Annotated in this window: 19 protein-coding genes; 12 read left to right on the top strand and 7 right to left on the bottom strand. The window is 66.3% G+C overall.

Features of this window, described 5'->3' with window-relative positions:
* The first annotated feature begins 2 nt into the window (after nucleotides 1–2).
* Entirely contained in the window at nucleotides 3–881 is an 879-nt protein-coding gene (locus ACY466_RS10750; RefSeq protein WP_463252223.1) for a thioesterase domain-containing protein, read from the top strand.
* 100 nt (nucleotides 882–981) lie between these two features.
* Here ACY466_RS10750 and ACY466_RS10745 read toward each other — a convergent pair whose 3' ends face one another.
* Complete coding sequence (locus ACY466_RS10745; RefSeq protein WP_463245399.1) at nucleotides 982–1,326, bottom strand: RNA polymerase-binding protein RbpA; 345 nt, start codon at nucleotides 1,324–1,326, stop codon at nucleotides 982–984.
* A 168-nt stretch (nucleotides 1,327–1,494) separates the two neighbouring features.
* On the opposite strand from ACY466_RS10745, the gene ACY466_RS10740 reads away from it, so the two are divergent.
* Complete coding sequence (locus ACY466_RS10740) at nucleotides 1,495–1,824, top strand: hypothetical protein (protein WP_463245398.1); 330 nt, start codon at nucleotides 1,495–1,497, stop codon at nucleotides 1,822–1,824.
* A 64-nt stretch (nucleotides 1,825–1,888) separates the two neighbouring features.
* Here ACY466_RS10740 and ACY466_RS10735 read toward each other — a convergent pair whose 3' ends face one another.
* Nucleotides 1,889–3,355 (bottom strand): aldehyde dehydrogenase family protein, encoded by a 1,467-nt coding sequence (locus ACY466_RS10735; RefSeq protein WP_463245397.1) that lies wholly within the window; start codon nucleotides 3,353–3,355, stop codon nucleotides 1,889–1,891.
* A 292-nt stretch (nucleotides 3,356–3,647) separates the two neighbouring features.
* Between ACY466_RS10735 and ACY466_RS10730 the strand changes: the two genes are divergently transcribed.
* On the top strand, nucleotides 3,648–4,664 hold the full coding sequence (locus tag ACY466_RS10730) for an amidohydrolase family protein (protein ID WP_463245396.1): 1,017 nt from the start codon (nucleotides 3,648–3,650) through the stop codon (nucleotides 4,662–4,664).
* A gap of 128 nt (nucleotides 4,665–4,792) precedes the next feature.
* On the opposite strand, the gene ACY466_RS10725 is transcribed toward ACY466_RS10730, so the two are convergent.
* Nucleotides 4,793–5,719 carry an oxygenase MpaB family protein gene (locus ACY466_RS10725; RefSeq protein WP_463245395.1) on the bottom strand — a complete coding sequence of 309 codons (927 nt, stop codon included), beginning with the start codon at nucleotides 5,717–5,719 and terminating at the stop codon, nucleotides 4,793–4,795.
* 51 nt (nucleotides 5,720–5,770) lie between these two features.
* On the opposite strand from ACY466_RS10725, the gene ACY466_RS10720 reads away from it, so the two are divergent.
* Nucleotides 5,771–6,334, top strand: coding sequence for a TetR/AcrR family transcriptional regulator (locus ACY466_RS10720; RefSeq protein WP_463245394.1), 564 nt, complete (start codon nucleotides 5,771–5,773; stop codon nucleotides 6,332–6,334).
* Between the two features lie 13 nt (nucleotides 6,335–6,347).
* Complete coding sequence (locus ACY466_RS10715; RefSeq protein ID WP_463245393.1) at nucleotides 6,348–6,983, top strand: pyridoxamine 5'-phosphate oxidase family protein; 636 nt, start codon at nucleotides 6,348–6,350, stop codon at nucleotides 6,981–6,983.
* On the opposite strand, the gene ACY466_RS10710 is transcribed toward ACY466_RS10715, so the two are convergent.
* On the bottom strand, nucleotides 6,977–7,588 hold the full coding sequence (locus tag ACY466_RS10710; RefSeq protein ID WP_463245392.1) for a dihydrofolate reductase family protein: 612 nt from the start codon (nucleotides 7,586–7,588) through the stop codon (nucleotides 6,977–6,979). The two genes, ACY466_RS10715 and ACY466_RS10710, sit on opposite strands and share 7 nt — an antisense overlap.
* Nucleotides 7,589–7,716: 128 nt before the next feature.
* Between ACY466_RS10710 and ACY466_RS10705 the strand changes: the two genes are divergently transcribed.
* Both ACY466_RS10705 and ACY466_RS10700 read left to right on the top strand, forming a co-directional pair.
* The gene (locus ACY466_RS10705; protein WP_463252222.1) at nucleotides 7,717–8,253 is read left to right on the top strand and encodes a GNAT family N-acetyltransferase; all 537 of its coding nucleotides are present in this window, start codon (nucleotides 7,717–7,719) and stop codon (nucleotides 8,251–8,253) included.
* A 43-nt stretch (nucleotides 8,254–8,296) separates the two neighbouring features.
* Nucleotides 8,297–8,572: a putative quinol monooxygenase gene (locus tag ACY466_RS10700; RefSeq protein ID WP_463245391.1), complete on the top strand. Its 276-nt coding sequence runs from the start codon at nucleotides 8,297–8,299 to the stop codon at nucleotides 8,570–8,572.
* A 229-nt stretch (nucleotides 8,573–8,801) separates the two neighbouring features.
* Here ACY466_RS10700 and ACY466_RS10695 read toward each other — a convergent pair whose 3' ends face one another.
* On the bottom strand, nucleotides 8,802–9,929 hold the full coding sequence (locus tag ACY466_RS10695) for a DUF3644 domain-containing protein (RefSeq protein ID WP_463245390.1): 1,128 nt from the start codon (nucleotides 9,927–9,929) through the stop codon (nucleotides 8,802–8,804).
* A gap of 431 nt (nucleotides 9,930–10,360) precedes the next feature.
* Here ACY466_RS10695 and car point away from each other — a divergent pair, with 431 nt between their 5' ends.
* Nucleotides 10,361–13,873, top strand: coding sequence for a carboxylic acid reductase (gene car, locus ACY466_RS10690; RefSeq protein WP_463245389.1), 3,513 nt, complete (start codon nucleotides 10,361–10,363; stop codon nucleotides 13,871–13,873).
* Between the two features lie 68 nt (nucleotides 13,874–13,941).
* Nucleotides 13,942–14,238: a DUF503 domain-containing protein gene (locus ACY466_RS10685; protein ID WP_463245388.1), complete on the top strand. Its 297-nt coding sequence runs from the start codon at nucleotides 13,942–13,944 to the stop codon at nucleotides 14,236–14,238.
* 23 nt (nucleotides 14,239–14,261) lie between these two features.
* Here ACY466_RS10685 and ACY466_RS10680 read toward each other — a convergent pair whose 3' ends face one another.
* On the bottom strand, nucleotides 14,262–14,447 hold the full coding sequence (locus tag ACY466_RS10680; protein WP_463245387.1) for a hypothetical protein: 186 nt from the start codon (nucleotides 14,445–14,447) through the stop codon (nucleotides 14,262–14,264).
* Between the two features lie 206 nt (nucleotides 14,448–14,653).
* Between ACY466_RS10680 and ACY466_RS10675 the strand changes: the two genes are divergently transcribed.
* Nucleotides 14,654–15,538: an alpha/beta fold hydrolase gene (locus ACY466_RS10675; protein WP_463245386.1), complete on the top strand. Its 885-nt coding sequence runs from the start codon at nucleotides 14,654–14,656 to the stop codon at nucleotides 15,536–15,538.
* A 72-nt stretch (nucleotides 15,539–15,610) separates the two neighbouring features.
* Here the strand turns inward: ACY466_RS10675 and ACY466_RS10670 are convergent, their stop codons facing one another.
* Entirely contained in the window at nucleotides 15,611–16,408 is a 798-nt protein-coding gene (locus ACY466_RS10670) for a hypothetical protein (RefSeq protein ID WP_463245385.1), read from the bottom strand.
* A gap of 224 nt (nucleotides 16,409–16,632) precedes the next feature.
* On the opposite strand from ACY466_RS10670, the gene ACY466_RS10665 reads away from it, so the two are divergent.
* A complete protein-coding gene (locus ACY466_RS10665; RefSeq protein ID WP_463245384.1) occupies nucleotides 16,633–18,882 on the top strand; it encodes a sensor domain-containing protein in 2,250 nt (749 codons plus the stop codon).
* Nucleotides 18,879–21,251: an ATP-binding cassette domain-containing protein gene (locus tag ACY466_RS10660; protein ID WP_463245383.1), complete on the top strand. Its 2,373-nt coding sequence runs from the start codon at nucleotides 18,879–18,881 to the stop codon at nucleotides 21,249–21,251. The genes ACY466_RS10665 and ACY466_RS10660 overlap by 4 nt, the downstream gene beginning before the upstream one ends.
* Nucleotides 21,252–21,256: the final 5 nt, after the last annotated feature.

Here is a 21,256-nt window from a genome sequence, read left to right as displayed (position 1 = left end):
CGATGCAGTGGCTGTTCACCGACTCCACTCCGGCGTCCCTCGCGGCGCGCATCGACGAGGCTCGGCGCGAGGGGACCGACTCGACCGCCGCGGGCCTCGGCGGAGCACTGGAGATGGTGCTGCCCATCCGCCCACAGGGTGATTCGGCCCCGCTGTTCTGCATCCACCCGGCCTTCGGGCTGGCCTGGAGCTACGCGGGGCTGCTCGCTCACGTCGATCCGGGCCGACCCGTCTACGGCGTGCAGTCCCCGGTGATCTCCGGCCGGACCACCGAGTTCGACACCATGGAGGACCTCGCTCGGTACTACGTGCGGGAGATCCGCTCGATCCAGCCACACGGCCCGTACCACCTGCTGGGTTGGTCTCTCGGCGGGCTGATCGCGCACGCGATGACCGTCGAGCTCGAGAGCGTCGGGGAACGGGTACAGACCCTGACAATGCTCGACAGCTACGTTCTCGCCGACCGCTACCTCGAGGCGACCCCCACCCCGGGCGACCTGATCGAGGAGTTCACCGGGCAGGTGATGCCGGACGGCGTCGAACCCTCGATCGCCGACGCGGCCGCGCTCCTGCGCAGCCGGGGCGGGCCCGCAGCGTCTCTCACCGACGAGACCCTGGGCGCGCTGTACGACGCGTACGTCAACGGCACGGTGTTGGCGCACGGATACCGTCCGGCTCCGGTGAACTGCGACGTCGTGTTCGTCACCGCGGTGGACGACGACGTCAACCGGGCCGATCCGCACCGCAATGCCTCCGCATGGCGCGGGTACGTCCGCGGCGCGATCCACGATCACGCCGCTCCCTGTGCCCACTCGGAGATGACGGACCCCGAGATGCTCGGGGTGATCGGCCCGATCGTGAACCGGTACCTGGACGGCTGATCCACGAACCGGACGACCGCGACCGACGACGAGGGCCCCGGAGCAGTGCTCCGGGGCCCTCGTGTGTTCGGTCGTGCGGGTGTTCAGGTGTCGAATCGGATCAGACTCCGGCTCCGCGGCGCTTGGCCTTGAGGAGGTCCATCCGCTCCTTGAGGAGCTCTTCCAGTTCCTCGACCGAACGGCGCTCGAGCAGCATGTCCCAGTGCGTGCGCGGCGGCTTGACCTTCTTGGCCTCCGGCGCGGTGCCCTCGATCAGCGAGCCCTCCATGCCGTTACGGCAGAGCCAGGTGCCCGGCAACTCGGCGTCGTCGGCGAAGGGAACGTCGAACTCCTCACCGTTGTCGGTGCGGTACCGGGCCATGCGCCGCGGCGCGAGGTCGTGGTCGCGATCGGTCTCGTAGCTCACCGCTCCGAGTCGACTACCTCGTAGTACGCGATCTGCCATGGTGGAGTCCTCTCTCGATCGAATGTCTGCTGCGCGCCGAGGGCATCACCCTCGCGGCGCTGCTGCTCTTCCTACAACGCGACAGAGCCGCCGAACGTTCCCGCGGGCGCGCAAGCACACCATCCTACCGTCGCAGGGCTCTGCGAGCGCGCTCGGTAGGGTCGCCGCATGGTCAGAGCCCGGCGTCCCGCCACCTGCGTGTGGTGTGGTCGCCCGGTGCCCGACGCCGGTACCGGGCGACGACGGCGGTACTGCCGGCAATCCTGTCGGCAGCGCGCGTACGAACACCGCACGTCGGCGGCCGGTACGTCGGTGCCGGTCGACGCGGTCGTTCTCACCGCCGACGAAGTCGAGGCCGTCGCGGATCGCGCGTTCGGGGTGCGATGTGCCGCCGAGGACGTCGCGACGGCGGTCGCGGAGGGGGCGAGCGGCGACGATCTCACCGAACTGTGCGGTGCGCTCGTGCGCCTGGCGAAGGACGCCGAACGCCTTCGGTGAGTCCGACGATATTCGGCGACGCCGGTGACATCGGCGCCGCCCGAACGTCAGCGCCGCCCGAACGTCAGCGCCGCCCGTGGAACTGGGTCAGGATCCAGCGGGCCACCGTGACGTCCCGGCGCTTCCGAGCCATCGTCACCAGATCCAACGGTGCAGTGAACTTCTGTCGCGTCACCGACTTGACTCGCGAGAACTCCCGCAGACCGTCCGCCCCGTGGATACGACCGAATCCGGAATCACCCACCCCGCCGAAGGGGAGTGCGCCGATGGCGGCGAAGCCCAGCACCGAGTTCACGGTCACCACACCCGCGCGGAGTTCGGACGCCGCTCGCTCGGCGGCGTCCGCGTCGGCGGTGAACACGGAGGCACCGAGCCCGTACTTCGACGCGTTCGCCCTCTGCACGCCCTCGTCCAGATCTCGGATGCGGTTGATCACCACGGTGGGCCCGAAGGTCTCCTCGGTGACCGCGTCGCTGTCCTCCGGGACGTCGAGCAACACGATCGGATCGACGTAGGGTGCGCGAATGGACTCCGGACCGCCGAGCACGGCGCGACCTCCCCGCGCCAACGCGTCGTCGAGCTGGTCTTTGACGACGTCCACCTGGCGGGCCAGCGTCATGCGTCCGTAATGGGAATCGGGTCGATCGCCCACGGTGAGGGCTTTCACCCGAGTGGTCAGCGCCTCGATGAACCGATCGGCCACCGCGTCGACAACGTAGATGCGCTCGACGCCGGCGCAGGTCTGACCGGCGTTGCCCATCGCACCGAACGCGGCGAACGTCGCGGCCTTCTCGATGTCCGCGTCCGCGTCGACGATCATCGCGTCCTTGCCGCCGCCCTCGACCACGATCGGCGTGAGCGTGCGCGCGCACGCCGCCATGACCTTCTTGGCGGTCGCCGTCGATCCGGTGAACGCGATCTTGTCGACGCCGGCGTCGCACAGCGCCGCACCGACCGAGCCGCCGCCGGTCACGGTCTGCACCACCGCGTGCGGGGCACCGAGTGCAGCCCACGCGTCGGCCAGCCACTGTCCCGTACGAGGCGTCAGTTCGCTGGGCTTGAAGACGACGGCGTTGCCTGCCGCCATGGCGTACGCGATGGATCCCATCGGTGTGTACACCGGGTAGTTCCAGGGGCCGATGACACCGACGACGCCGAGGGGCTGATAGCGCACGGACGCAGCCTGATTGATGCTCACCATGCCGGGGTAGACCGACCGCTCCCGCAGCACCTTGCGAGCGTTCTTCGCCGCCCAGCTCAGATGCTCGACCGCCAGCATCACCTCGAGCAGCGCGTCGTCGGCCGGTTTGCCGGTCTCCTCGCGCACGATCTTCACGAGCGAGGCAGACGTGCGGGCGATCCGGCGCTTGAAGCGCAGGAGGTACTCGCGGCGTTCGGCGAAATCGAGAGCTCCCCACCAGAGCGCGGCGGCACGCGCGCGCTCGACGGCGGAGCCGACCTCGGAATCGGGGGTGTGGTCGGGGCTGCCGTCGGAGGCATCGTTCACGGTGGGCGCGGTGTCGGTGGTCATGGATCTCATCTCCGTAGCGGGCCTGAGGATGCGGGTAAATCGGACACTAGGCGCGGCTCCGGCCCCCAGCAATGACCGAGCGGACCCTTTACGGTGACCGCATCGCCTCGAGGACACATCACAGAACTGATCGAAATATCAGAATGCCTCCGATTCTTCACTAGACTCGGCACGTCCGGACGGTTCGACACGGGGGTGGGGCGTGAACGATCGACGGACGCGTGTCGCGGCTACGCGGCGGCAGGCTCTCCGAGCCGCCGCCGTCGCGGGGGCTGTAGCTGCGAGCATGCGGATGGCGCCCGCTCAGCGGGCGCCATCCGCACACGCCGCGCCGGCCACCGGCCCGTACCGCGTGGACCTGCATGCACACTTCCTCCCACCCGAGTACCGCGCCGCTGTTCTGGGCGCCGGTCTTCTCGCACCCGGCGGCCTACCCCTGCCGCAGTGGACACCCGACGCTGCTCTCGAATTCATGGACCGCTTCGGAATCGACGCGCAGGTGCTGTCCATCTCCGATCCGTCGGTGCGATTCGCGGAACCGGTGCAGGCCGCTCGGCTGTCGCGGTACTGCAACGAGTACGCGGCCGATCTGATCGCTCGGCACCCCACCCGATTCGGCGGGCTCGGAACCGTTCCGCTTCCAGATGTCTCGGCCGCGGTGGCCGAGGCCGTGTACGCACTGGACGTCCTGAAGCTCGACGGTGTCACGCTGCTGTCCTCCTACGACGGCGTCTACCTCGGCGATCCGCGGTTCGATCCACTCCTGGCGGCCCTCGACGACCGCGGCGCCCTGGTGTTCGTTCACCCCGGCGAGCCGCCTGCCGCGTCGAGATCGACGCTCCCACTGCCCGACTTCCTCCTCGAGTTCCCGTTCGAGACGACCAGAGCCGTGACCACGATGATCACGGCGGGCGTCCCCATCCGATACCCGAACCTGCGGATCCTGCTCGCCCATGCCGGCGGATGCACGCCGTTCCTGGCCACCCGGCTCGGATCGCCACGCATCGTCGTTCCCGACGTCGTCCCGGACGTGTCCCTGCTGGGAGTCGCCGACGCGCTGCGAACCTTCTACTACGACACCGCGCTGTCGGCCTCGGCCTCGTCGATGCGCAGCGTGCTCGAAGTGGCCGATCGCGACCACGTCGTGTTCGGCACCGACTGGCCCTTCAGTGGCCTGACCTACGCACGTTCGGAGACCGACGACCCGGCGCCCGGACTCGATGCCGTGTTCGACGCGGACGAGCGGTATCTCGTCGAGCGCAGCACTCCGCTGTCCCTGGTCCCGCGGTTGGCCCGACTCCTCGAGTAGAAGGCGTGGCCCGGCGACGATCGAAACTACCGCAGGGCAACGTATTCGACGTCCAGGTACTTTCCGGTGCCCTCGATGCCTTCCGGAAGCGACTCGCGCTCCGCCGACGCCTCCAGCGCGTCGACTCGCTAGGTGCGGTATTGCGCGGGCACGTAGTGCTGGGGACTGTTCCGGCGATGCTCGGGTGGGAGATTGCGCTCGGGAGTTTCGGGCAGGGGAGAGGCGAGCGGAATCGCTCCCGCAGCCCGGTCGAACCCGGCTCGGGCGCGGGGATGCAACCGAGCCCGCGCCGGAACGAGTCGAAAGGCCAGCGTCACCGCTCGGCACACGCGTCGAAACCACCGCTCGTCCTGCGCGGTCCAGGTGTAGCCGAGAAGGTCTCGCACGGCGGGGTCGTACAGGCCGACGGTGAGCCGCACCGCCGATCGCCCTACCGCGGGTCGGACCGTCGTCCAGACGCGAGCCGGTAGCCACGGCAGGAACGGGGGCACGGGCAGATCGGACATGTCGAGCACCATGCGCGCGGCCGGTGAATCCTCCAGGACGTTGCGGCACATGTGATCCCAGTAGACCTGGAAGTCGGCCCAGGTCTCCGGCACCGGGCGCATGCTCATCCCGTACAGCGCGTACCACTGCCGGTGCTCGAGGAACAGCTGCTCCCGATCGGCCTCGCCGAGCCCTCCCATGAAGTGCTGCGCGGTCAGCATCGTTCCGACGAAGAAGGTCGCGTGCGCCCAGTAGAAGGTCTCGGGGTCCAGGGCGTGATAGCGCCGACCACGACTGTCCGTTCCGCTGATGTCATTGTGATACTTGCGGATTCGGACCGCTGTCTCCGCGGCGCGCTCGCCGTCGAAGACCACGCCGCCGATGGGGTAGAGGGACCGCATCACCCGCTCCCACCGCTCGAACCCGAACGTGGAGTGGTCGGTGACCGCTGCCCCCAGGCCGGGGTGCAGGTTCTGCATCGATCCGGCCCACGGCCCCTGGAGCATTCCGCGCCAGTCCCCGAAGTAACGCCACGTCGCGGAATCGGGACCCAACGGCTGACTACACATGTTGTCACCGTAGGGTTGCGGGAGCAGAAGGTCAACAGAAAGGCCCGATCGGTGACGACGCTGGACGAGCGACGCACGCTCCGACGCGCCGCGCTGCTGGACGCGGGCATCGCCCTCCTCGGCGCCGAGGAGCGGCCCGCAGTCAGTGTTCGAGCCGTGTGCACCCGCGCATCGCTGACCGAGCGGTATTTCTACGAGAGCTTTGCCGACCGGGACACCTTCGTTCGCACGGTGTACGAGGAAGTCGCCGGCGCGGCGCGCGCAGCGCTGATCGCCGCGGTCGGTGAGGCCCGTACGCCCGGTGAGCGCTCTCGGCGCGCCGTGGCCGCGTTCGTCGAACTCGTGATCGACGAACCGGCACGGGGTCGAGTGCTGTTGAAAGCCCCCTTCGCAGACGTGGCGTTGAATCGGTTGGGCCCGAACACCGTTCCGCTCTTCGTCGCGCTCGTCGAGGAGCACCTGCCCGCCCGGGTGACGGGCGTCGATCGACGACTCGCGGCCACCGCCATGGTGGGCGCACTGACCGCGCTGTTCACGTCGTACCTCGACGGCGACCTGAACGTGGACCGGGACCGTTTCGTGGACCACTGCGTGTCCGTCGTGACACCGGCCTGATAAGCAAGAGCCCATGACGAACCGGTACCGGCAACTGGCGTTCGGCGAGCGGGCGCGTGCTCGGCAGGGAACCATCGGCTCGGAGGACGCGAACGGCGTAACTGCCGAGAACATGACGCTGGGGGACCGCGAGGTCGCGATGGTGACCGGCGCATTCCAACTCCACCTGGGCACCGTGACCCCGTCGGGGTGGCCGTACGTGCAGTACCGCAGTGGTCCGGCGGGGTTCGTGCACCACCTCGGCGGAAATCGCATCGGGTTCGCCGATCACCGCGGCAACCGCCAGTTCGTGTCCGTGGGCAACATCGAGACCGACGGACGGGTGGCGCTGTACGTCGCCGATCTCCCGCGGCGACTACGGCTGAAACTGTTCGGTACCGCGCAGGTCGTCGACGCCGCCGACGATCCGATGCTGCTGGACGACCTGCGCCGACTGCCCGACGGCCGCACCGTATCCGCGGAGTGCGAGCGCAGCATCGTCGTCGAGGTCGAGGCCTTCGACTGGAACTGCGCCCGCAGCTTGGTTCCGCAATACACCGACGAACAGATCCGGCGGCGGATCCAGCCGTACATCGACGAGATCACCGCTCTGCGTGCGGAAGTCGACGCACTACGCACACAGCGGGCTTCACCGAGTTCGGATCAGTGAGTCGCGGTCATGTCGCCGGTACGGGGCTCTCCGCCCTCGAATGCGTAGCGGAGGAGGACGATTCCCGTCGAACCTACCGCGGGCGGCTGCAGCAGTGTCAGGCTCGCCGGCGTCGTTCCGGAGTCGAAGAGGCGCTTTCCGGTCCCCAACACGATCGGATGCACCCAGAGATCGAGACGGTCGATCAGGTTGTGCTGCAACAGTGTTCTCACCAGATCGAGACTCCCGACGACCCGGATACCGTCGTGACGTCCACGGATTTCGCTCACGGCGTCGGCGATGTTCGTACCCAGAAGCGTCGATCCCGACCAGGAGAGTTCGGGGGTTCCGCGCGATGCCACGTACTTCGGAATGCGGTTGAACAATGCGGCGAAGTCGTCGTCCTGGTGTGGCCAGTGCGCGGCGAAGATGTCGTAGGTACGCCGCCCGAGCAGCAGCGCATCGGTCCCCTCGTACGCCTCGTCGATCTGCGCAGCGGTGATGTCGTCGAGCAACGGCGCTTGCCACCCGCCGAAGGAGAAGCCGTCGGGGTCCTCCTGCGGCCCGCCGGGCGATTGCCCGACCAGATCGAGGCTCGTGAACAGTTCGAGCGTGACGGTACCCATGGCGGTTCTCCTCGTCGGTCGGTTCCTGTCGAGTACGACCATCGGGAGGGCTCGAACTCATCGCGCGCTCGGTGCCGACGACACACGGCACCGGACGGAACGGTGCGGGATACGCTGCACCGGTGACCATGCCGGATCGATGGGAAGCGGACGGTCTCTCGGCGAGGCGACTCGACGTCGAGGATCTGCCACACGTCGACGCCATGCATACGGACGACAGGTCCATGGCACCCATCGGCGGTACCCGGACACCGGAGCACAGCGCCGCGTATCTGGATGCGGCACTGAAGCACTGGGACACGTTCGGTTTCGGAATGTATCTGCTCTTCGACGACGGTCGGCTCGCCGGACGGGCCGGCATCAAACGAGACGGAGCCGATCTCGAGCTTGCCTACATTTTGCTGCCCGAGTGGTGGGGACGTGGGCTCGCTACGGCCGTCGTACGGTGCCTGCTGACGATGTGCGCGGCATCGGAGATCGATGCGCGTCGTGTGGTTGCGTACACCCGCCACGACAATCTGGCCTCGCGGCGTGTCATGGAGAAGGTCGGGCTCGACTACGACGGCGAGGTGGAACGCGGTGGTCATCCGTGCGTTCGGTACTCGAGTCCACGCGCGAATGTCCGAGGCGGCTCCCCGGCACCATTTCGTCACAGTGACGAATAGGAGGATGGGAGCGGGTGGACCTCGTGGGTGAGGTAGGGGTTCGATGCCATCGGTGCGCCTGACCGGATACCTCGTGTGCCGCAGCACCGACGAGGTTGCGGTCGTCATCGACCTGTTGCCACACCACATCGAGCTCACACACGCGGAACCCGGATGCATGTCGTTCACGGTGAGCCCGACATCCGACCCGTTCGTGTGGCGCGTCGACGAGGAGTTCGTCGACGACGTCGCGTTCGCCGAGCACCAGCGGCGCGCACGGACCAGCGACTGGGGTGTGCGCACGGCAGGTATCGAGCGTCGATACACGGTCCAGCGCTGAACCACCTGCAATGTCGTTTTGCCGATAATCGACATTATGTCAACTTTGACGGCATATCGCACCAGATGCATCACCATCCCCGTCCTCGATCGACGACGTGCTCGAGGACGACTAGTTAACGTTCACCCCACCCTCCGCAAGATTCCAAGCTGACCCTGCAACATCGCTCTGCGTCAGATTGACGTAATCCTGCGCCGTTGCTGAAGCGAAACTCGGGCACGCGACGACTCTATATGCCCGCCTGGACGCAGCCTGGTTGGTCGCATGGCGGAGACGCTGATGTGCTGTTGTAAGCGATAGTTCGGTGCGCCATCCAGATTTTCTCCAGGTCGGCAGTCTTCAGAGATTCGCGCATCGCAGTCAGCGCGTTGTTGGAGTATCTCAGATGCTTCGAACTGCCGAATTGGAACCGATGGGAAAAGTGATCGTCATTGTTGTCCAGGCCCAGATGTCTCCTCATGGCAACGGCACGGGTCCTGCTGACACCAGATTTGTCGGCAAGGTCGTAGGCGCCCATATGGAACTTCTTCTCGAGGTCGACTGTCCGAATCGCTGCCGTGTCGGCAGTGGGGTTGTCGGTATAGGTAACTGGTAGTCCGCCGGCCTTGACTATGCGAACCTCCACACCCACCCCATCGCCCTGGAAACTCGACGTGTAGCCGGTTAGCTTCGGAAAGACCTGCTCACGGGTCCTGCCTTCACTGATACCCCTGGTCACTCGGCGCACGTCATCCTCACGCACCTCGGCTGCATCGGCGTCCGCAACGGCCTCGGTCGCTAACAGCGCCCGAACCCGGCCTTTTGCCTCGGCGGTGGCCCTTCGACCGGGCTTAAGCAGATCAGCAATTCGCTGATATTCCCTGTCAACCAACAGGTCCAAACCCATTGGCGGCTCTGCACTGATCGGTAGGACACGAGTCGGAATGTACTGCGACAAGCGCTCATTGAATACACGATGTAGCAGATCATCAAACAGCGTTACCGCTGCGCGCGCGTTATGAAAGAGAAGCCCCTCGTCGACCACGAGGTGCCAGTGCTGCTCCGCGTCACGCATTGCATCGAGGTGCCGGATGACACCTGCCTCTTCGTCAGTCAATTTTACACCCTCAATCTGCTGACACCGGTTTATCGCACGGTCCAGCGAGATCGATTTCTGACTGCGCTTGTCGAAAACCCCCTTGTCCTTCTTGACCTCAAGAATCGCCTTCAGAAGCATTTCAAACGCGTGTTGGAGACTGAGCAGTACCGTCGTAATCCGTCCAGCGTCATCGAGCCCGTTGAAGGCGGCAACTCCCGTGCGAAGCGAAGCAACTGCCTTGCCACGCAGGACACGAACGTTGTAGGACTCCCTAGGCATGCCGTAAGTCTAGCCAGCGACCCGTGCGTGAAGTGTGAACCCAGACCGGGCGTAAATTGTCTCGCCTAGTCGGTCTGGATCTCAACCAAAGCGCATCTCCGATTATGCGGCGCCTGAATATGCAGGGTTACCAGTAAGGGGCGGGAAGCCCCACGCGGTGCCCCTACGCCCTCGCCTGACCATGCCGACGCACTATCACTCGCACCCGATCCTTTATCGCACGGCAGTGCCGGATCGTGTCGCGACGACAGTCAGCAGTCACATACGGAACGAATGATGTTCCACGCCAGACATTTCCGGCTATTCGGACTATGAGCAGCATCACGCGCCGCGCTGTCATCGGCGGCATATGCTTGCTTTTGGTAACTATATTGCGATTCGGAAGAACAGTGCTTTTTGGCCCCCGAGGAGCACCAGGAGGGAGTTCGACCATGACCCGCACTCTGGACACCCGCGACGCCGCGGATCGTCTCGTCGATCGGTACGGCGAGTTGCACACCAACGACGACGAGTTCCGCGCCGCGGAACCGGATTCGAGCGCCGCCGACGCTGCTCGGGACCACGCCCCCGATCTGGCCCGCGTGGTCGACGAGATCATGACGCGATACGCCGACCGGCCGGCGTTGGGGCGTCGGGCCCGCGCTGTGCCCACCGACGACACCCGGGAGCTGCTCCCCCGGTTCGAGACGATCACCTACCGGCAAGCATGGTCCGACGCCGCCGCTCTGGCCGCGGCGCTGGCGGAAGCGGACTCGCGCGTCGGTGCCGGATCGTTCGTCGCCACACTCGGATTCGCGAGCCCGGAGTACGTCGTCGCGGAGCTGGCGACCATCCGCCTCGGAGCCGTCGCCGTCCCCCTGCAGGCCGGAGCCGCAGCCGCACAACTGTCGGCGATCGCCGAGGAAGTGTTGCCGGTGGTCCTGGCCTCCGACGTCGAGAACCTGCCCGTTGCGGTCGACGTCGCGACTCGATGCGGCTCGATCCGCCAGATCGTCGTGCTCGACGTCGACCTCGAGTTCGGCCCGCACCGACGGACATTCGACGACGCGTGCTCCGCCGCCGGCGGCGGCGTCCGCGTCCGCGTCCGCAGCCTTCGAGAACTGGTCGACGCAGGGTCGTCGCTGCCTCGGGTGCCGGTGGCGTCGTCCGGCGACCCCGATCGAATGGCCGCGCTGATCTACACCTCCGGCAGCACGGGAACACCGAAGGGCGCAATCCACACCGAGCAGATCGTGTCGGGGTCGTGGACCGGGGCGTGGCACCCCACCGGCACCTCCAACGATTCCTCGCAGTCCCCCGCGTTCCCCGTCATCGCTCTCGACTACCTCCCGATGAGCCATCTGGCCGGACGTGGTCTGGTCTTCTCGACACTCGCAGCGGGGGGCACGGTTCACTTCACCGGATCGAGCGACCTGTCGACCCTCTTCGAGGACTTCTCGATCGTCCGCCCCACCTTGGCGCTACTGATACCACGGGTCTGCGAGATGATCCGGCACACGGTGACCGCCGAGATCGAGCGAGAACTGGACCGAAGGACGTCCGGCGACGCCGACGACATCCGCCGGGAGATACTCGCCCGCCACCGCACCGAACAGTTCGGTGGCCGCATTCTGGCGGCGATGGTGGGTACCGCACCGATCGCGCCGGAGGTCAAGGACTTCGTCGAGGAACTGCTGGACGTACACGTTCAGGACAACTACGGATCGACCGAGGCGGGGATGGTGTTGCACGACGGCGTGATCGCGCGCCCTCCGGTCATCGACTACAAGCTCGACGACGTTCCGGAACTCGGTTACTTCTCCACCGACCGGCCGCATCCTCGGGGTGAACTCCTTCTCAAGACGTCCTCCATCATTCCCGGGTACTACAAGCGCCCCGACGTCACCGCCGAGGTCTTCGATTCCGAGGGGTACTACCGGACGGGTGACGTGGTGGCCGAGATCGAGCCGGATCACCTCGCCTACGTGGACCGTCGCAAGAACGTGCTGAAACTCGCGCAGGGTGAGTTCGTCGCGTTGGCCCGGCTCGAAGCCGTGTTCGGCACCAGTGGCCTCGTCGACCAGATCTTCCTCTACGGGAGCGGTCGACGCGCGTACCTGCTCGCCGTGGTGGTGCCGACACACGAGGACGTGACCTCGGCGGACGTCATCGCCTCACTGCAGGAGATCGCGAGGGCGGAATCGCTGAACTCCTACGAGATTCCGCGAGACGTGCTCATCGACCACACACCCTTCACGCAGGACAACGGACTGTTGTCCGGTGCCGGAAAGCAATTGCGTCCCAGACTGATCGAACGGTACGGCGAGGCGCTCGAGGCTCGGTACGCCGAATTGGAGACCGGTCAGGACGACCTCCTGCGCGAACTTCGCCGCACCGGGGCCGACGCACCGGTTCTCGACACCGTCGGCGCAGCGGCGAAAGCTCTGCTCGGCTGCGCGGGATCCGACATCCGACCGGACGCGCGCTTCACCGATCTGGGTGGCGATTCCCTGTCCGCCCTGACCTACTCGGCGCTGCTGCGCGACATCTTCGGCGTCGAGGTACCGGTCGGCGTCATCACCGGGCCGGCGATGGATCTCGCCGCGCTGGCCGAGCACATCACGGCGGCCAGGGACACCGACAGCGCCACCGCGACGTTCGCGTCCGTGCACGGCCGCGGTGCGAGCGTGGCGTCGGCCTCGGATCTGCAGTTGTCGGCGTTTCTCGACGCAGAACTTCTCGAGACCGCGCACACGATCACGGGACCGCGGACGTCGACGGTCACGGTGCTGCTCACCGGCGCCAACGGCTACCTCGGTCGATTTCTGTGCCTCGAATGGCTCGAGCGCATGGCCGAGGTCGGTGGGACGGTGGTCTGCCTGGTGCGCGGACGCTCCGACGCCGACGCGCGAGACCGACTCGATGCAGCGTTCGACACCGGGGATGCGGAGCTCTCCGACCGATACCGGACGTTGGCCGACGCCGCCCTGGACGTCGTCGCCGGCGATCTGGGATCGACGCGGTTCGGGTTGGACGACGGTGCCTTCCGAGACCTGGCCGACCGGGTCGACCGCATCGTCCACCCCGCGGCACTGGTCAACCACGCCCTGCCGTACGAACACCTCTTCGGCCCCAATGTCGTCGGAACCGCGGAGGTGGTCCGACTGGCCCTGACCCACCATCTCAAGCCGGTGACCTACCTGTCGACGGTGGCCGTCGCAGTGGGGGTGGAGAACTTCCGCGAGAACGGTGACATCCGATCGGACAGCCCCACGCGTGCCGTCGACGACTCGTACGCGAACGGCTACGGCAACTCGAAGTGGGCCGGAGAAGTCCTTCTGCGCAACGCATTCGACGAGTATCAGCTGCCGGTTTCGGTCTTTCGATCCGACATGATTCTCGCGCACGGGAAGTGGACCGGTCAGGTGAACGTGCCGGACGTGTTCACCCGGCTGATTCTGTCGGTGGCCGCCACCGGTCTGGCCCCTCGGACGTTCTACGCGACCGATACGGGTGCGCCGACCGACGCGGACGGGCGCCCGCGGGCCCACTACGACGGGCTGCCGGCCGACTTCACCGCGTCGGCCATCACGTCGATCGCGGGTGCGGACACGTCGGGCTTCCGAACGTTCGACATCCTCAACCCCCACGACGACGGTATCTCGCTGGACACGTTCGTCGACTGGCTGCGCGAGAGCGGTCGCGACATCGAGATCGTCGACGACTACGCCGAGTGGTTCGAGCGATTCAGCGACGCGATCGAGGGTCTTCCCGGTGAGCAGCGATCACACTCTCTGCTGCCCCTGATCGACTCGTACGCACACCCGCAGCAGCCCTCGAACGGAGCGCTGCTGCCGGCGGACGAATTCGCCTCGGCTGTCGGCGAGATTCCGCACCTCGGGCGTGAGCTGATCGAGAAGTATCTCGGCGATCTCGAGCAGCTGGGTCTGCTGCACTCGAACTGAGATCGACACACGGTTGCCACCGGTCCTGTCCCACAGGGTCGGTGGCGACCCAGTATCATCGGCGGCCTATGTGGATCGGTTGGATAGAATTCGATTTTCTCCTCGGTGATGTGCACTCCCTGAAGGAGAAGCGCTCACTCGTCAAGCCTGTCGTGGCGGAGATGCATCGCAAGTTCGCCGTCTCGGTGGCCGAGACCGAGCATCACGACCTCCATCGCCGGTCCGGGATCGGCGCGTCGGTCGTCGCGGGCGATCGGGAACACGTCACCGACGTACTGGATCGACTCGAAAGGGTGGCGGCGTCGAGGCCGGAACTCGAACTCGTGGCCGTTCGTCGTCGCGTCATCAGAAGCGACGACATCTGACCGGAACCGAGTGCGCGCCGGAATCAGACTTCGGTTTTCGAGGCTCGAGCGAGAGCACCGAGAGCGCCGGAAGCTCCGACGACACCCATCAGAAGCAGGACGATGGTTGCCCATGTGGGTAGTCCACTGCCGAGCAGGGTCATCGCCACAACACCTATGGACACGATGAGCGCCACCAGGGCGAGGACAACGGTGCTCGAGTAACTCACGGACATCCTTTCGCGCGTGACGGACGTTTCGACGCGACTCCGCGCCAGCGCTGCCCGCACGACATGTCGTTGCTTATGCTACCGAGTGCACGAAGCGCCGAGCGCTCTTTGACATGGTGTGACGCAGCTCATACGCTCGACCCGAGCGATCGTTCGGTTGCCGCGTAGGTCCGTGAACGGTCGCCGCCCGACCCGAAAGGCCCGCGATGACCACCACGACCATCGACATCCCCCACCTCGGCGGCTCCACCATCGGATATCGCTTCGCCCGCGACTACGACCCAGCGCTTCCCACGATTGTCATGGCCAACTCGTTCACCACCTCCGTCGAGTTGTACCGTCCGCAGTTCGCCGATCCGGCGCTCGTCGACTCCATGAATCTGCTGGCGATCGAACCGTACGGACACGGTGCCACGCGTGCGGCGTATCGGCATTTCACCTACTGGGACAGTGCCGTCGCGAATCTCCAGGTCCTGAACGGCCTCGGCATCCCGAACGCGTTCGCTCTCGGCACCTCCCAGGGCGGGTGGATCGCCACCCGCATGGCCCTTCTCGCCCCCGACGCCATACGCGGCATCGTCGTCTTCGGTACCTCCATGGATCACGAGAGCGCGGCCAGCATCGACCGCGGTTGCTGGGACGGCAGCGAGTTCTGCAGCCCGTCGATCGACGCGCTCGCCTCCCCCGTTGGCGACGACTGGGTGGTGCCCGACGACTTCGTGATCGCCGTTCTCGGTGCCGGTCTCGGCGAGAACGTGTCCGACGACGAACGCGACTTCTGGCTGAAGACCTATCGCGCCAACTACACGGGCGACGACGGACGTCGGCGCCTGCGCACGAGCACCATCAACCTGCGTGACCGGGACGGACTGGAAGCACGCCTGGACGATGTGACCTGCCCCGTCCTGTGGCTCCAGGGCACCGCGGATCAGGTGTACTCGGTGGCGAACGCCGAGGACGGAATCGCCCGGTTCACCGGTGCGCGCTCGGCCGAACTGCAGATCGTCGACGGCGGCCAGCACTTCCTCACCGCCTCCGATCCCGAGACGGCGAATGCCGCGGTCCGGTCCTTCGTCGAGCGCTGGGTCTGAGGACCGTTTCGCAGGTCGTTGTGTGAATCCGGTTGCGCTGCAGCGCAACCGGATCCACGCGACGCCCCGCGCCTACTGGACCGGCCCGTGCAGTCGCGCGGCCGCATCCCGCATCTGGACTCCGATGCGATCCGCCGCCTCGTCGAACATGTCGCGAGCCGCACTCACGGTCATCGATCCGAGTTCGTCGCTCTCGCGCGCGTGGAGCTCCGCCTCGTCGGGCTCACCGTGCCTGCGGATCCACCGCATCCGCTCGAGTTCTCTCTGCATCGAGGACAGGCCGTCGAAATAGCTCCGCAGCGCCGACAACCGCGTGAGCAGCACCTGCTGCCGCTCCGTCAGCGCCTCGGTGCGTGAGCGATAGATCCGCATGACCTCCTCGTCGTCCGCGAGGTGGCCGGTGGGGCGCTCGAGTTTCGTGCACGCCGACTCGAGCAAGAATGCGCTACGGCAGATCGCCGCCACCTCGCCGGCCAGGTCGATCCGCACGACACGATGCGCGACTTCCTCCGCGGTCCACGCGTCGAGCGACTCGATGGCGGTGCCGACGACGACGGCGGACACTGCGATACTGCCCCGCACCGACGCACGAATGGCCTTGATGCGCGCCGACTCGGCGGGGTCCAGACCGCGAACACCCCCGCGGCGATCGATCGACTGCCGGACGCGGTCCAGACGCCTTACTTCGGACGCATCACGCGCGTCTTCCGTATCGACGACGGGGCGCCATGCCTCCAGCATCGCGCGGGCGAACCGGTTTCTCCCCGCCCGTTCGGCGTCGGACCACGGAAGCGAGGGCAACCCCACGACGGCGTCGTCGATCACTCGGTCGTCCTTCGATCGGCGGTCGAAGGGGTTCTTCAGACCCATCGCGCCACCGCTCGAACCGTCACGCTGTCACCCATGTCGACACCACTCACGACCGCCGAATATACGGACTCGAGCGTCGTCGGGACCGTTCGTGCGGCTACAACGGTGTCCGAATAGGTGAGGAGGTGGCATCTTCCGCCATTCGGCACAGCACGATCGCACCCCCGCCATACGCTTGACCGATTCGAAGGAAAGGTGACCGCGCCGGCGAACGAGGAGAGTCCATGGTCGACCCCACCGACGATCTCGTCGCCTTGCGCGCGTTCGTCGAGCACTCCCCCGACACGGTGTCCTTCAGCACGCTCGCCGGCGACATCCTGTACCTCAACCCGGCCGGTCGACGTCTGATCGGCGTCGCGGACGATTTCGACGTGGCCACCGTTCCGGCCGCGGACTATCTGACGTCGCGAGGGAACGACGTCGTCACCGACCTCGAGGGCGCACTCATGACGAGAGGGACGTGGAAGGGTTACACGGAATTGACCCACCGCGTCACCGGTGCCGGAATTCCCGTTCTCCTGTCCGCGTACCTCGTTCCTCGTGGGAACGGCGAGCCGAACATGGTGGCCGCAACCATTCGTGATCGCAGCAGCGGCGAACGCATCAATGCCGCAATGGCGGAGTCGGCTGCGGTGGCCGGACGACACGCCGACGAACAACGCGCGCTGGCCGAACTGAGTCACATGGCCGTGGTGGCCGACCTTCCACAGCTGCTGTCGGCGGCGACCGCGGCAGCCGCGACGCTCACCGGGGTCGGGCAATCCGCGATCGCCCGACGGCATCGCCCGGAGGACGACGTCATGACCATCGTCGCAGCCAGTGGACTGCTGGGCATACGTGACGATGTACCGGCCGGCGACGGGTCGCTGATGGGGTACGCGCTGACGCAGACTCGGCCCGTCGTTTCTCCGGACAGGAACACCGAGACCCGCTTCGACACGACCACCATGGAGTTCCTCGGTCTCCGTAGCGGAATCGGCATCCCCATACGACCCGGATCGGGTGAGGCATGGGGTGTACTCACCATTCACTCCGCCGAGGCACGGAGCTACCGCGACGAGGACGTGTCGTTCCTCGAGTCGGTGGCGGGCATCCTGTCGGCCGCGCTCCGGCGGATGGACCTCGAACACCAGCTTCGGCGCCGCAGCACCCACGATGCGTTGACCGGGCTTCCCAACCGCACGTACGCCTACGACGTCATCGACGCCGCGCTCGAGCGTTCCCGACGCGACGGCGGAGCGGTGGCCCTGTTGCTGATCGACGTCGACGACTTCAAGATCATCAACGACAGTCTCGGACACGACGCGGGCGACCGTGCGCTCGTCAGCTTCGTTCGCCGTCTTCACGCCGCCACTCGGGAGCAGGACACCATCGCGCGACTCGGCGGAGACGAGTTCCTGGTCATCTGCGAGGGCGTCGACAGCACCGCGCACGCCGAGGACCTCGCACGCCACATCACCACGTCGATCGCCGCCCCGTTCGCCGCGGAAGACCAGCCGATCCCCCTCAGCGCGAGTATCGGTATCGCCGTGGCGGAACCGACCACCACTCGGCACGATCTCATCCACCGTGCAGACCTCGCCATGTATCGCGCCAAGGACGCCGGCAACGGCGGCCACGCACTCTTCGATCCGACGGACCTCTACGACGCCGACCGCATTCGCTCGTTGTCGGTCGACCTCCGCTCGGCTCTGAGCCGCGGGGAACTGACGCTCGCCTATCAACCCCTCGTGGACATCGCCACGCGCAGAACGGTGGCCGTCGAGGCACTTGCTCGCTGGAATCACCCGATTCTCGGTCCGATCGAACCGTCGGAGTTCGTCGGCGTTGCCGAACGAACCGGACTGGCCACCACTCTGGGAGCATGGGCGCTGCGCACGGCGTGCGCCGAGGCAGTGCGCTGGCGGGCACGTTCGAACGTCGTGGTGAGGGTGAACGTCAGTGCTCTGCAGTTGCGCGACCCGACGTTTCCGCAGCAGGTCGCCGACATCCTCGCCGCCACCGGTTTGCCCGCCCACGCTCTGGGACTCGAGGTGACCGAAACGATCTGGGTGTCCGACACCGAGCGGGTCGCGGACACGGTCGCGGCCCTGCACGAGATGGGCCTGGCGTTGCTTCTCGACGACATGGGCAAGGGTCACACATCCATGTCCTACCTGGATCGGTACCCGATGTTCGAGAGCTTCAAGATCGACAAGTCCTACATCGCACGACTTCCCACCCCGCGCGCCAAAGCCATCGTTGCCGCCATCGTCGCGCTCGCTCGCGCGTTCGACGTCACGGTCGTCGGCGAGGGCGTCGAGACCGCGGAGCAACTCGATGCACTGGCCGCGGCCGGCTGCGACCTGGCGCAGGGATACTTTCTCGGTCGTCCCACCGGCGCCGACGGGTGGCAGAGATGTTCGACTGAGCTCGGACCGCGCCTCGTCTTCATCGACACAGGTGCGATCCGCCCCTACAGTCATCGGCCATGAGCAGCACTTCGCCGTCGACCCACGCCGCCGACAGCCATGATCGCATCAGGGTCCGCGGCGCTCGCGTCAACAACCTGAAGGACGTCGACGTCGAACTTCCCAAACGGCGTCTGACGGTCTTCACCGGCGTGTCCGGATCGGGGAAGAGCTCGCTGGTGTTCGGCGCCATCGCAGCCGAGTCGCAACGCATGATCAACGAGACCTACAGCACCTTCGTGCAGGGGTTCATGCCGACGCTCGCGCGGCCGGACGTCGATCTCATGGACGGGCTCACGACGGCGATCATCGTCGACCAACAGCGACTCGGGGCGGACCCGCGTTCCACGGTGGGAACCGCCACCGACGCCTACGCGATGCTGCGTATCCTCTTCAGCCGTGTGGGAAAGCCGTACATCGGTTCGGCCCAGGCCTTTTCGTTCAACGTCGCCTCGGTGTCCGGTGCCGGGGCGATCAAGGTGGAGAAGGGTGGCCGCCAGACCACCGAGAAGAAGACGTTCACCGTGACGGGCGGCATGTGCCCTCGATGCGAGGGACGCGGGTCCGTCAGCGACTTCGATCTGACGGCACTCTACGACGCGAGCAAGTCGCTGAACGACGGCGCGATCACCATTCCCGGCTACAGCATGGAGGGCTGGTACGGCCGAATCTTTCGCGGCTGCGGCTACTTCGATCCGGACAAGCCGATCGCGAAGTTCACCGAGAAGGAGCTCGGCGACCTTCTGTACCGCGAAGCGACGAAGATCAAGGTCGACGGCATCAATCTGACGTACTCCGGCTTGATTCCGCAAATCCAGAAATCGTTCCTGGCCAAGGACATCGACGCCATGCAGCCCCACATCCGCGCCTTCGTCGAGCGTGCGATCACCTTCACCACCTGCCCCGAATGCGACGGGACGCGGCTCAACGCAGGCGCACGATCGTCGAAGATCTACGGCATCAACATCGCCGACGCGTGTGCCATGCAGATCAGCGACCTGGCCACCTGGGTGCGCACCCTGACGGATCCGTCCGTCGCTCCCCTGCTGACCACGTTGTCGGACACCCTCGATTCGTTCGTCGAGATCGGGCTCGGCTACCTGAGCCTGAACCGACCGTCGGGAACCCTGTCCGGTGGTGAAGCGCAGCGCACGAAGATGATCCGGCATCTCGGCTCGTCCCTGACCGACGTCACCTACGTCTTCGACGAACCGACCACCGGCCTGCACCCGCACGACATCGAGCGGATGAACAACCTCCTGTTGCGGTTGCGCGACAAGGGCAACACCGTGCTGGTGGTCGAGCACAAGCCGGAGACCATCGTCATCGCGGATCACGTCGTCGATCTCGGACCGGGGGCCGGAACCGAGGGCGGAACGGTGTCGTTCGAAGGCTCGGTCGACGGGCTTCGACAGAGCGACACGATCACCGGTCGTCATTTCGACGATCGCGCAGCGGTCAAGCCGACGGTTCGCGAGTCGACCACGTCGTTCGCCATCCGCGGCGCAGCCACGCACAACCTTCGCGACGTCGATGTCGACGTGCCGCTGGGAGTACTCGTGGTGGTCACCGGCGTCGCCGGATCGGGCAAGAGTTCCCTGATCCACGGATCGCTGTCCGGCCAGGACGGCGTGATCACCGTCGACCAGAGTGCGATCCGTGGGTCTCGCCGGAGCAACCCGGCCACGTACACCGGACTGTTGGAGCCGATCCGCAAAGCGTTCGCCAAGGCCAACGGAGTCAAGCCGGCCTTGTTCAGCGCGAACTCCGAGGGCGCATGCCCCGTGTGCAACGGAAACGGTGTCATCTACTCCGACCTCGCGATCATGGCCGGAGTGGCGACGGTGTGCGAGGAGTGCGGTGGTAAGCGGTTCCAGGCATCCGTGCTGGAGTACCGACTGGGCGGACGAAACATCGCCGAGGTTCTCTCGATGTCGGTCGCGGAGGCCGAATCGTTCTTCCGTGAGGGAGACGCGAAGATCGCAGCAGCGCACACCATTCTGGTTCGTCTGGTCGATGTCGGCCTGGGCTATCTCACACTCGGGCAGCCCTTGACCACGCTGTCCGGCGGGGAACGGCAGCGCGTCAAGCTGGCCACGCAGATGGCCGGAAAGGGTGGGATCTACGTTCTCGACGAACCCACTTCCGGACTGCACCTCGCCGACGTCGACCAGTTGCTCGGCCTACTCGACCGTCTCGTCGAATCGGGCAAGTCCGTCGTGGTGATCGAGCACCATCAGGCGGTGATGGCGCATGCGGACTGGATCATCGATCTCGGTCCGGGAGCCGGGCACGACGGCGGCAGCGTGGTCTTCGAGGGCACCCCGTCGGACCTGATCGCCGACGGCTCCACGCTCACCGGCCGCCATCTCGCCGCGTACGTCGGAGGTTGACCGAA

Source organism: Rhodococcus sp. K11/5, assembly GCF_055193735.1.
This window is presented reverse-complemented; position numbering and strand designations above follow the sequence as displayed.

Coding starts and splice junctions, on each gene's coding strand:
- ACY466_RS10705 (WP_463252222.1), top strand. CDS start 7,717: ATGCCGGATCGATGGGAAGCGGACGGTCTCTCGGCGAGGCGACTCGAC.
- ACY466_RS10660 (WP_463245383.1), top strand. CDS start 18,879: ATGAGCAGCACTTCGCCGTCGACCCACGCCGCCGACAGCCATGATCGC.
- ACY466_RS10710 (WP_463245392.1), bottom strand. CDS start 7,588: ATGGGTACCGTCACGCTCGAACTGTTCACGAGCCTCGATCTGGTCGGG.
- ACY466_RS10685 (WP_463245388.1), top strand. CDS start 13,942: ATGTGGATCGGTTGGATAGAATTCGATTTTCTCCTCGGTGATGTGCAC.
- ACY466_RS10670 (WP_463245385.1), bottom strand. CDS start 16,408: ATGGGTCTGAAGAACCCCTTCGACCGCCGATCGAAGGACGACCGAGTG.
- ACY466_RS10735 (WP_463245397.1), bottom strand. CDS start 3,355: ATGACCACCGACACCGCGCCCACCGTGAACGATGCCTCCGACGGCAGC.
- ACY466_RS10725 (WP_463245395.1), bottom strand. CDS start 5,719: ATGTGTAGTCAGCCGTTGGGTCCCGATTCCGCGACGTGGCGTTACTTC.
- ACY466_RS10695 (WP_463245390.1), bottom strand. CDS start 9,929: ATGCCTAGGGAGTCCTACAACGTTCGTGTCCTGCGTGGCAAGGCAGTT.
- ACY466_RS10740 (WP_463245398.1), top strand. CDS start 1,495: ATGGTCAGAGCCCGGCGTCCCGCCACCTGCGTGTGGTGTGGTCGCCCG.
- car (WP_463245389.1), top strand. CDS start 10,361: ATGACCCGCACTCTGGACACCCGCGACGCCGCGGATCGTCTCGTCGAT.
- ACY466_RS10730 (WP_463245396.1), top strand. CDS start 3,648: ATGGCGCCCGCTCAGCGGGCGCCATCCGCACACGCCGCGCCGGCCACC.
- ACY466_RS10750 (WP_463252223.1), top strand. CDS start 3: ATGCAGTGGCTGTTCACCGACTCCACTCCGGCGTCCCTCGCGGCGCGC.
- ACY466_RS10700 (WP_463245391.1), top strand. CDS start 8,297: ATGCCATCGGTGCGCCTGACCGGATACCTCGTGTGCCGCAGCACCGAC.
- ACY466_RS10665 (WP_463245384.1), top strand. CDS start 16,633: ATGGTCGACCCCACCGACGATCTCGTCGCCTTGCGCGCGTTCGTCGAG.
- ACY466_RS10675 (WP_463245386.1), top strand. CDS start 14,654: ATGACCACCACGACCATCGACATCCCCCACCTCGGCGGCTCCACCATC.
- ACY466_RS10715 (WP_463245393.1), top strand. CDS start 6,348: ATGACGAACCGGTACCGGCAACTGGCGTTCGGCGAGCGGGCGCGTGCT.
- ACY466_RS10745 (WP_463245399.1), bottom strand. CDS start 1,326: ATGGCAGATCGCGTACTACGAGGTAGTCGACTCGGAGCGGTGAGCTAC.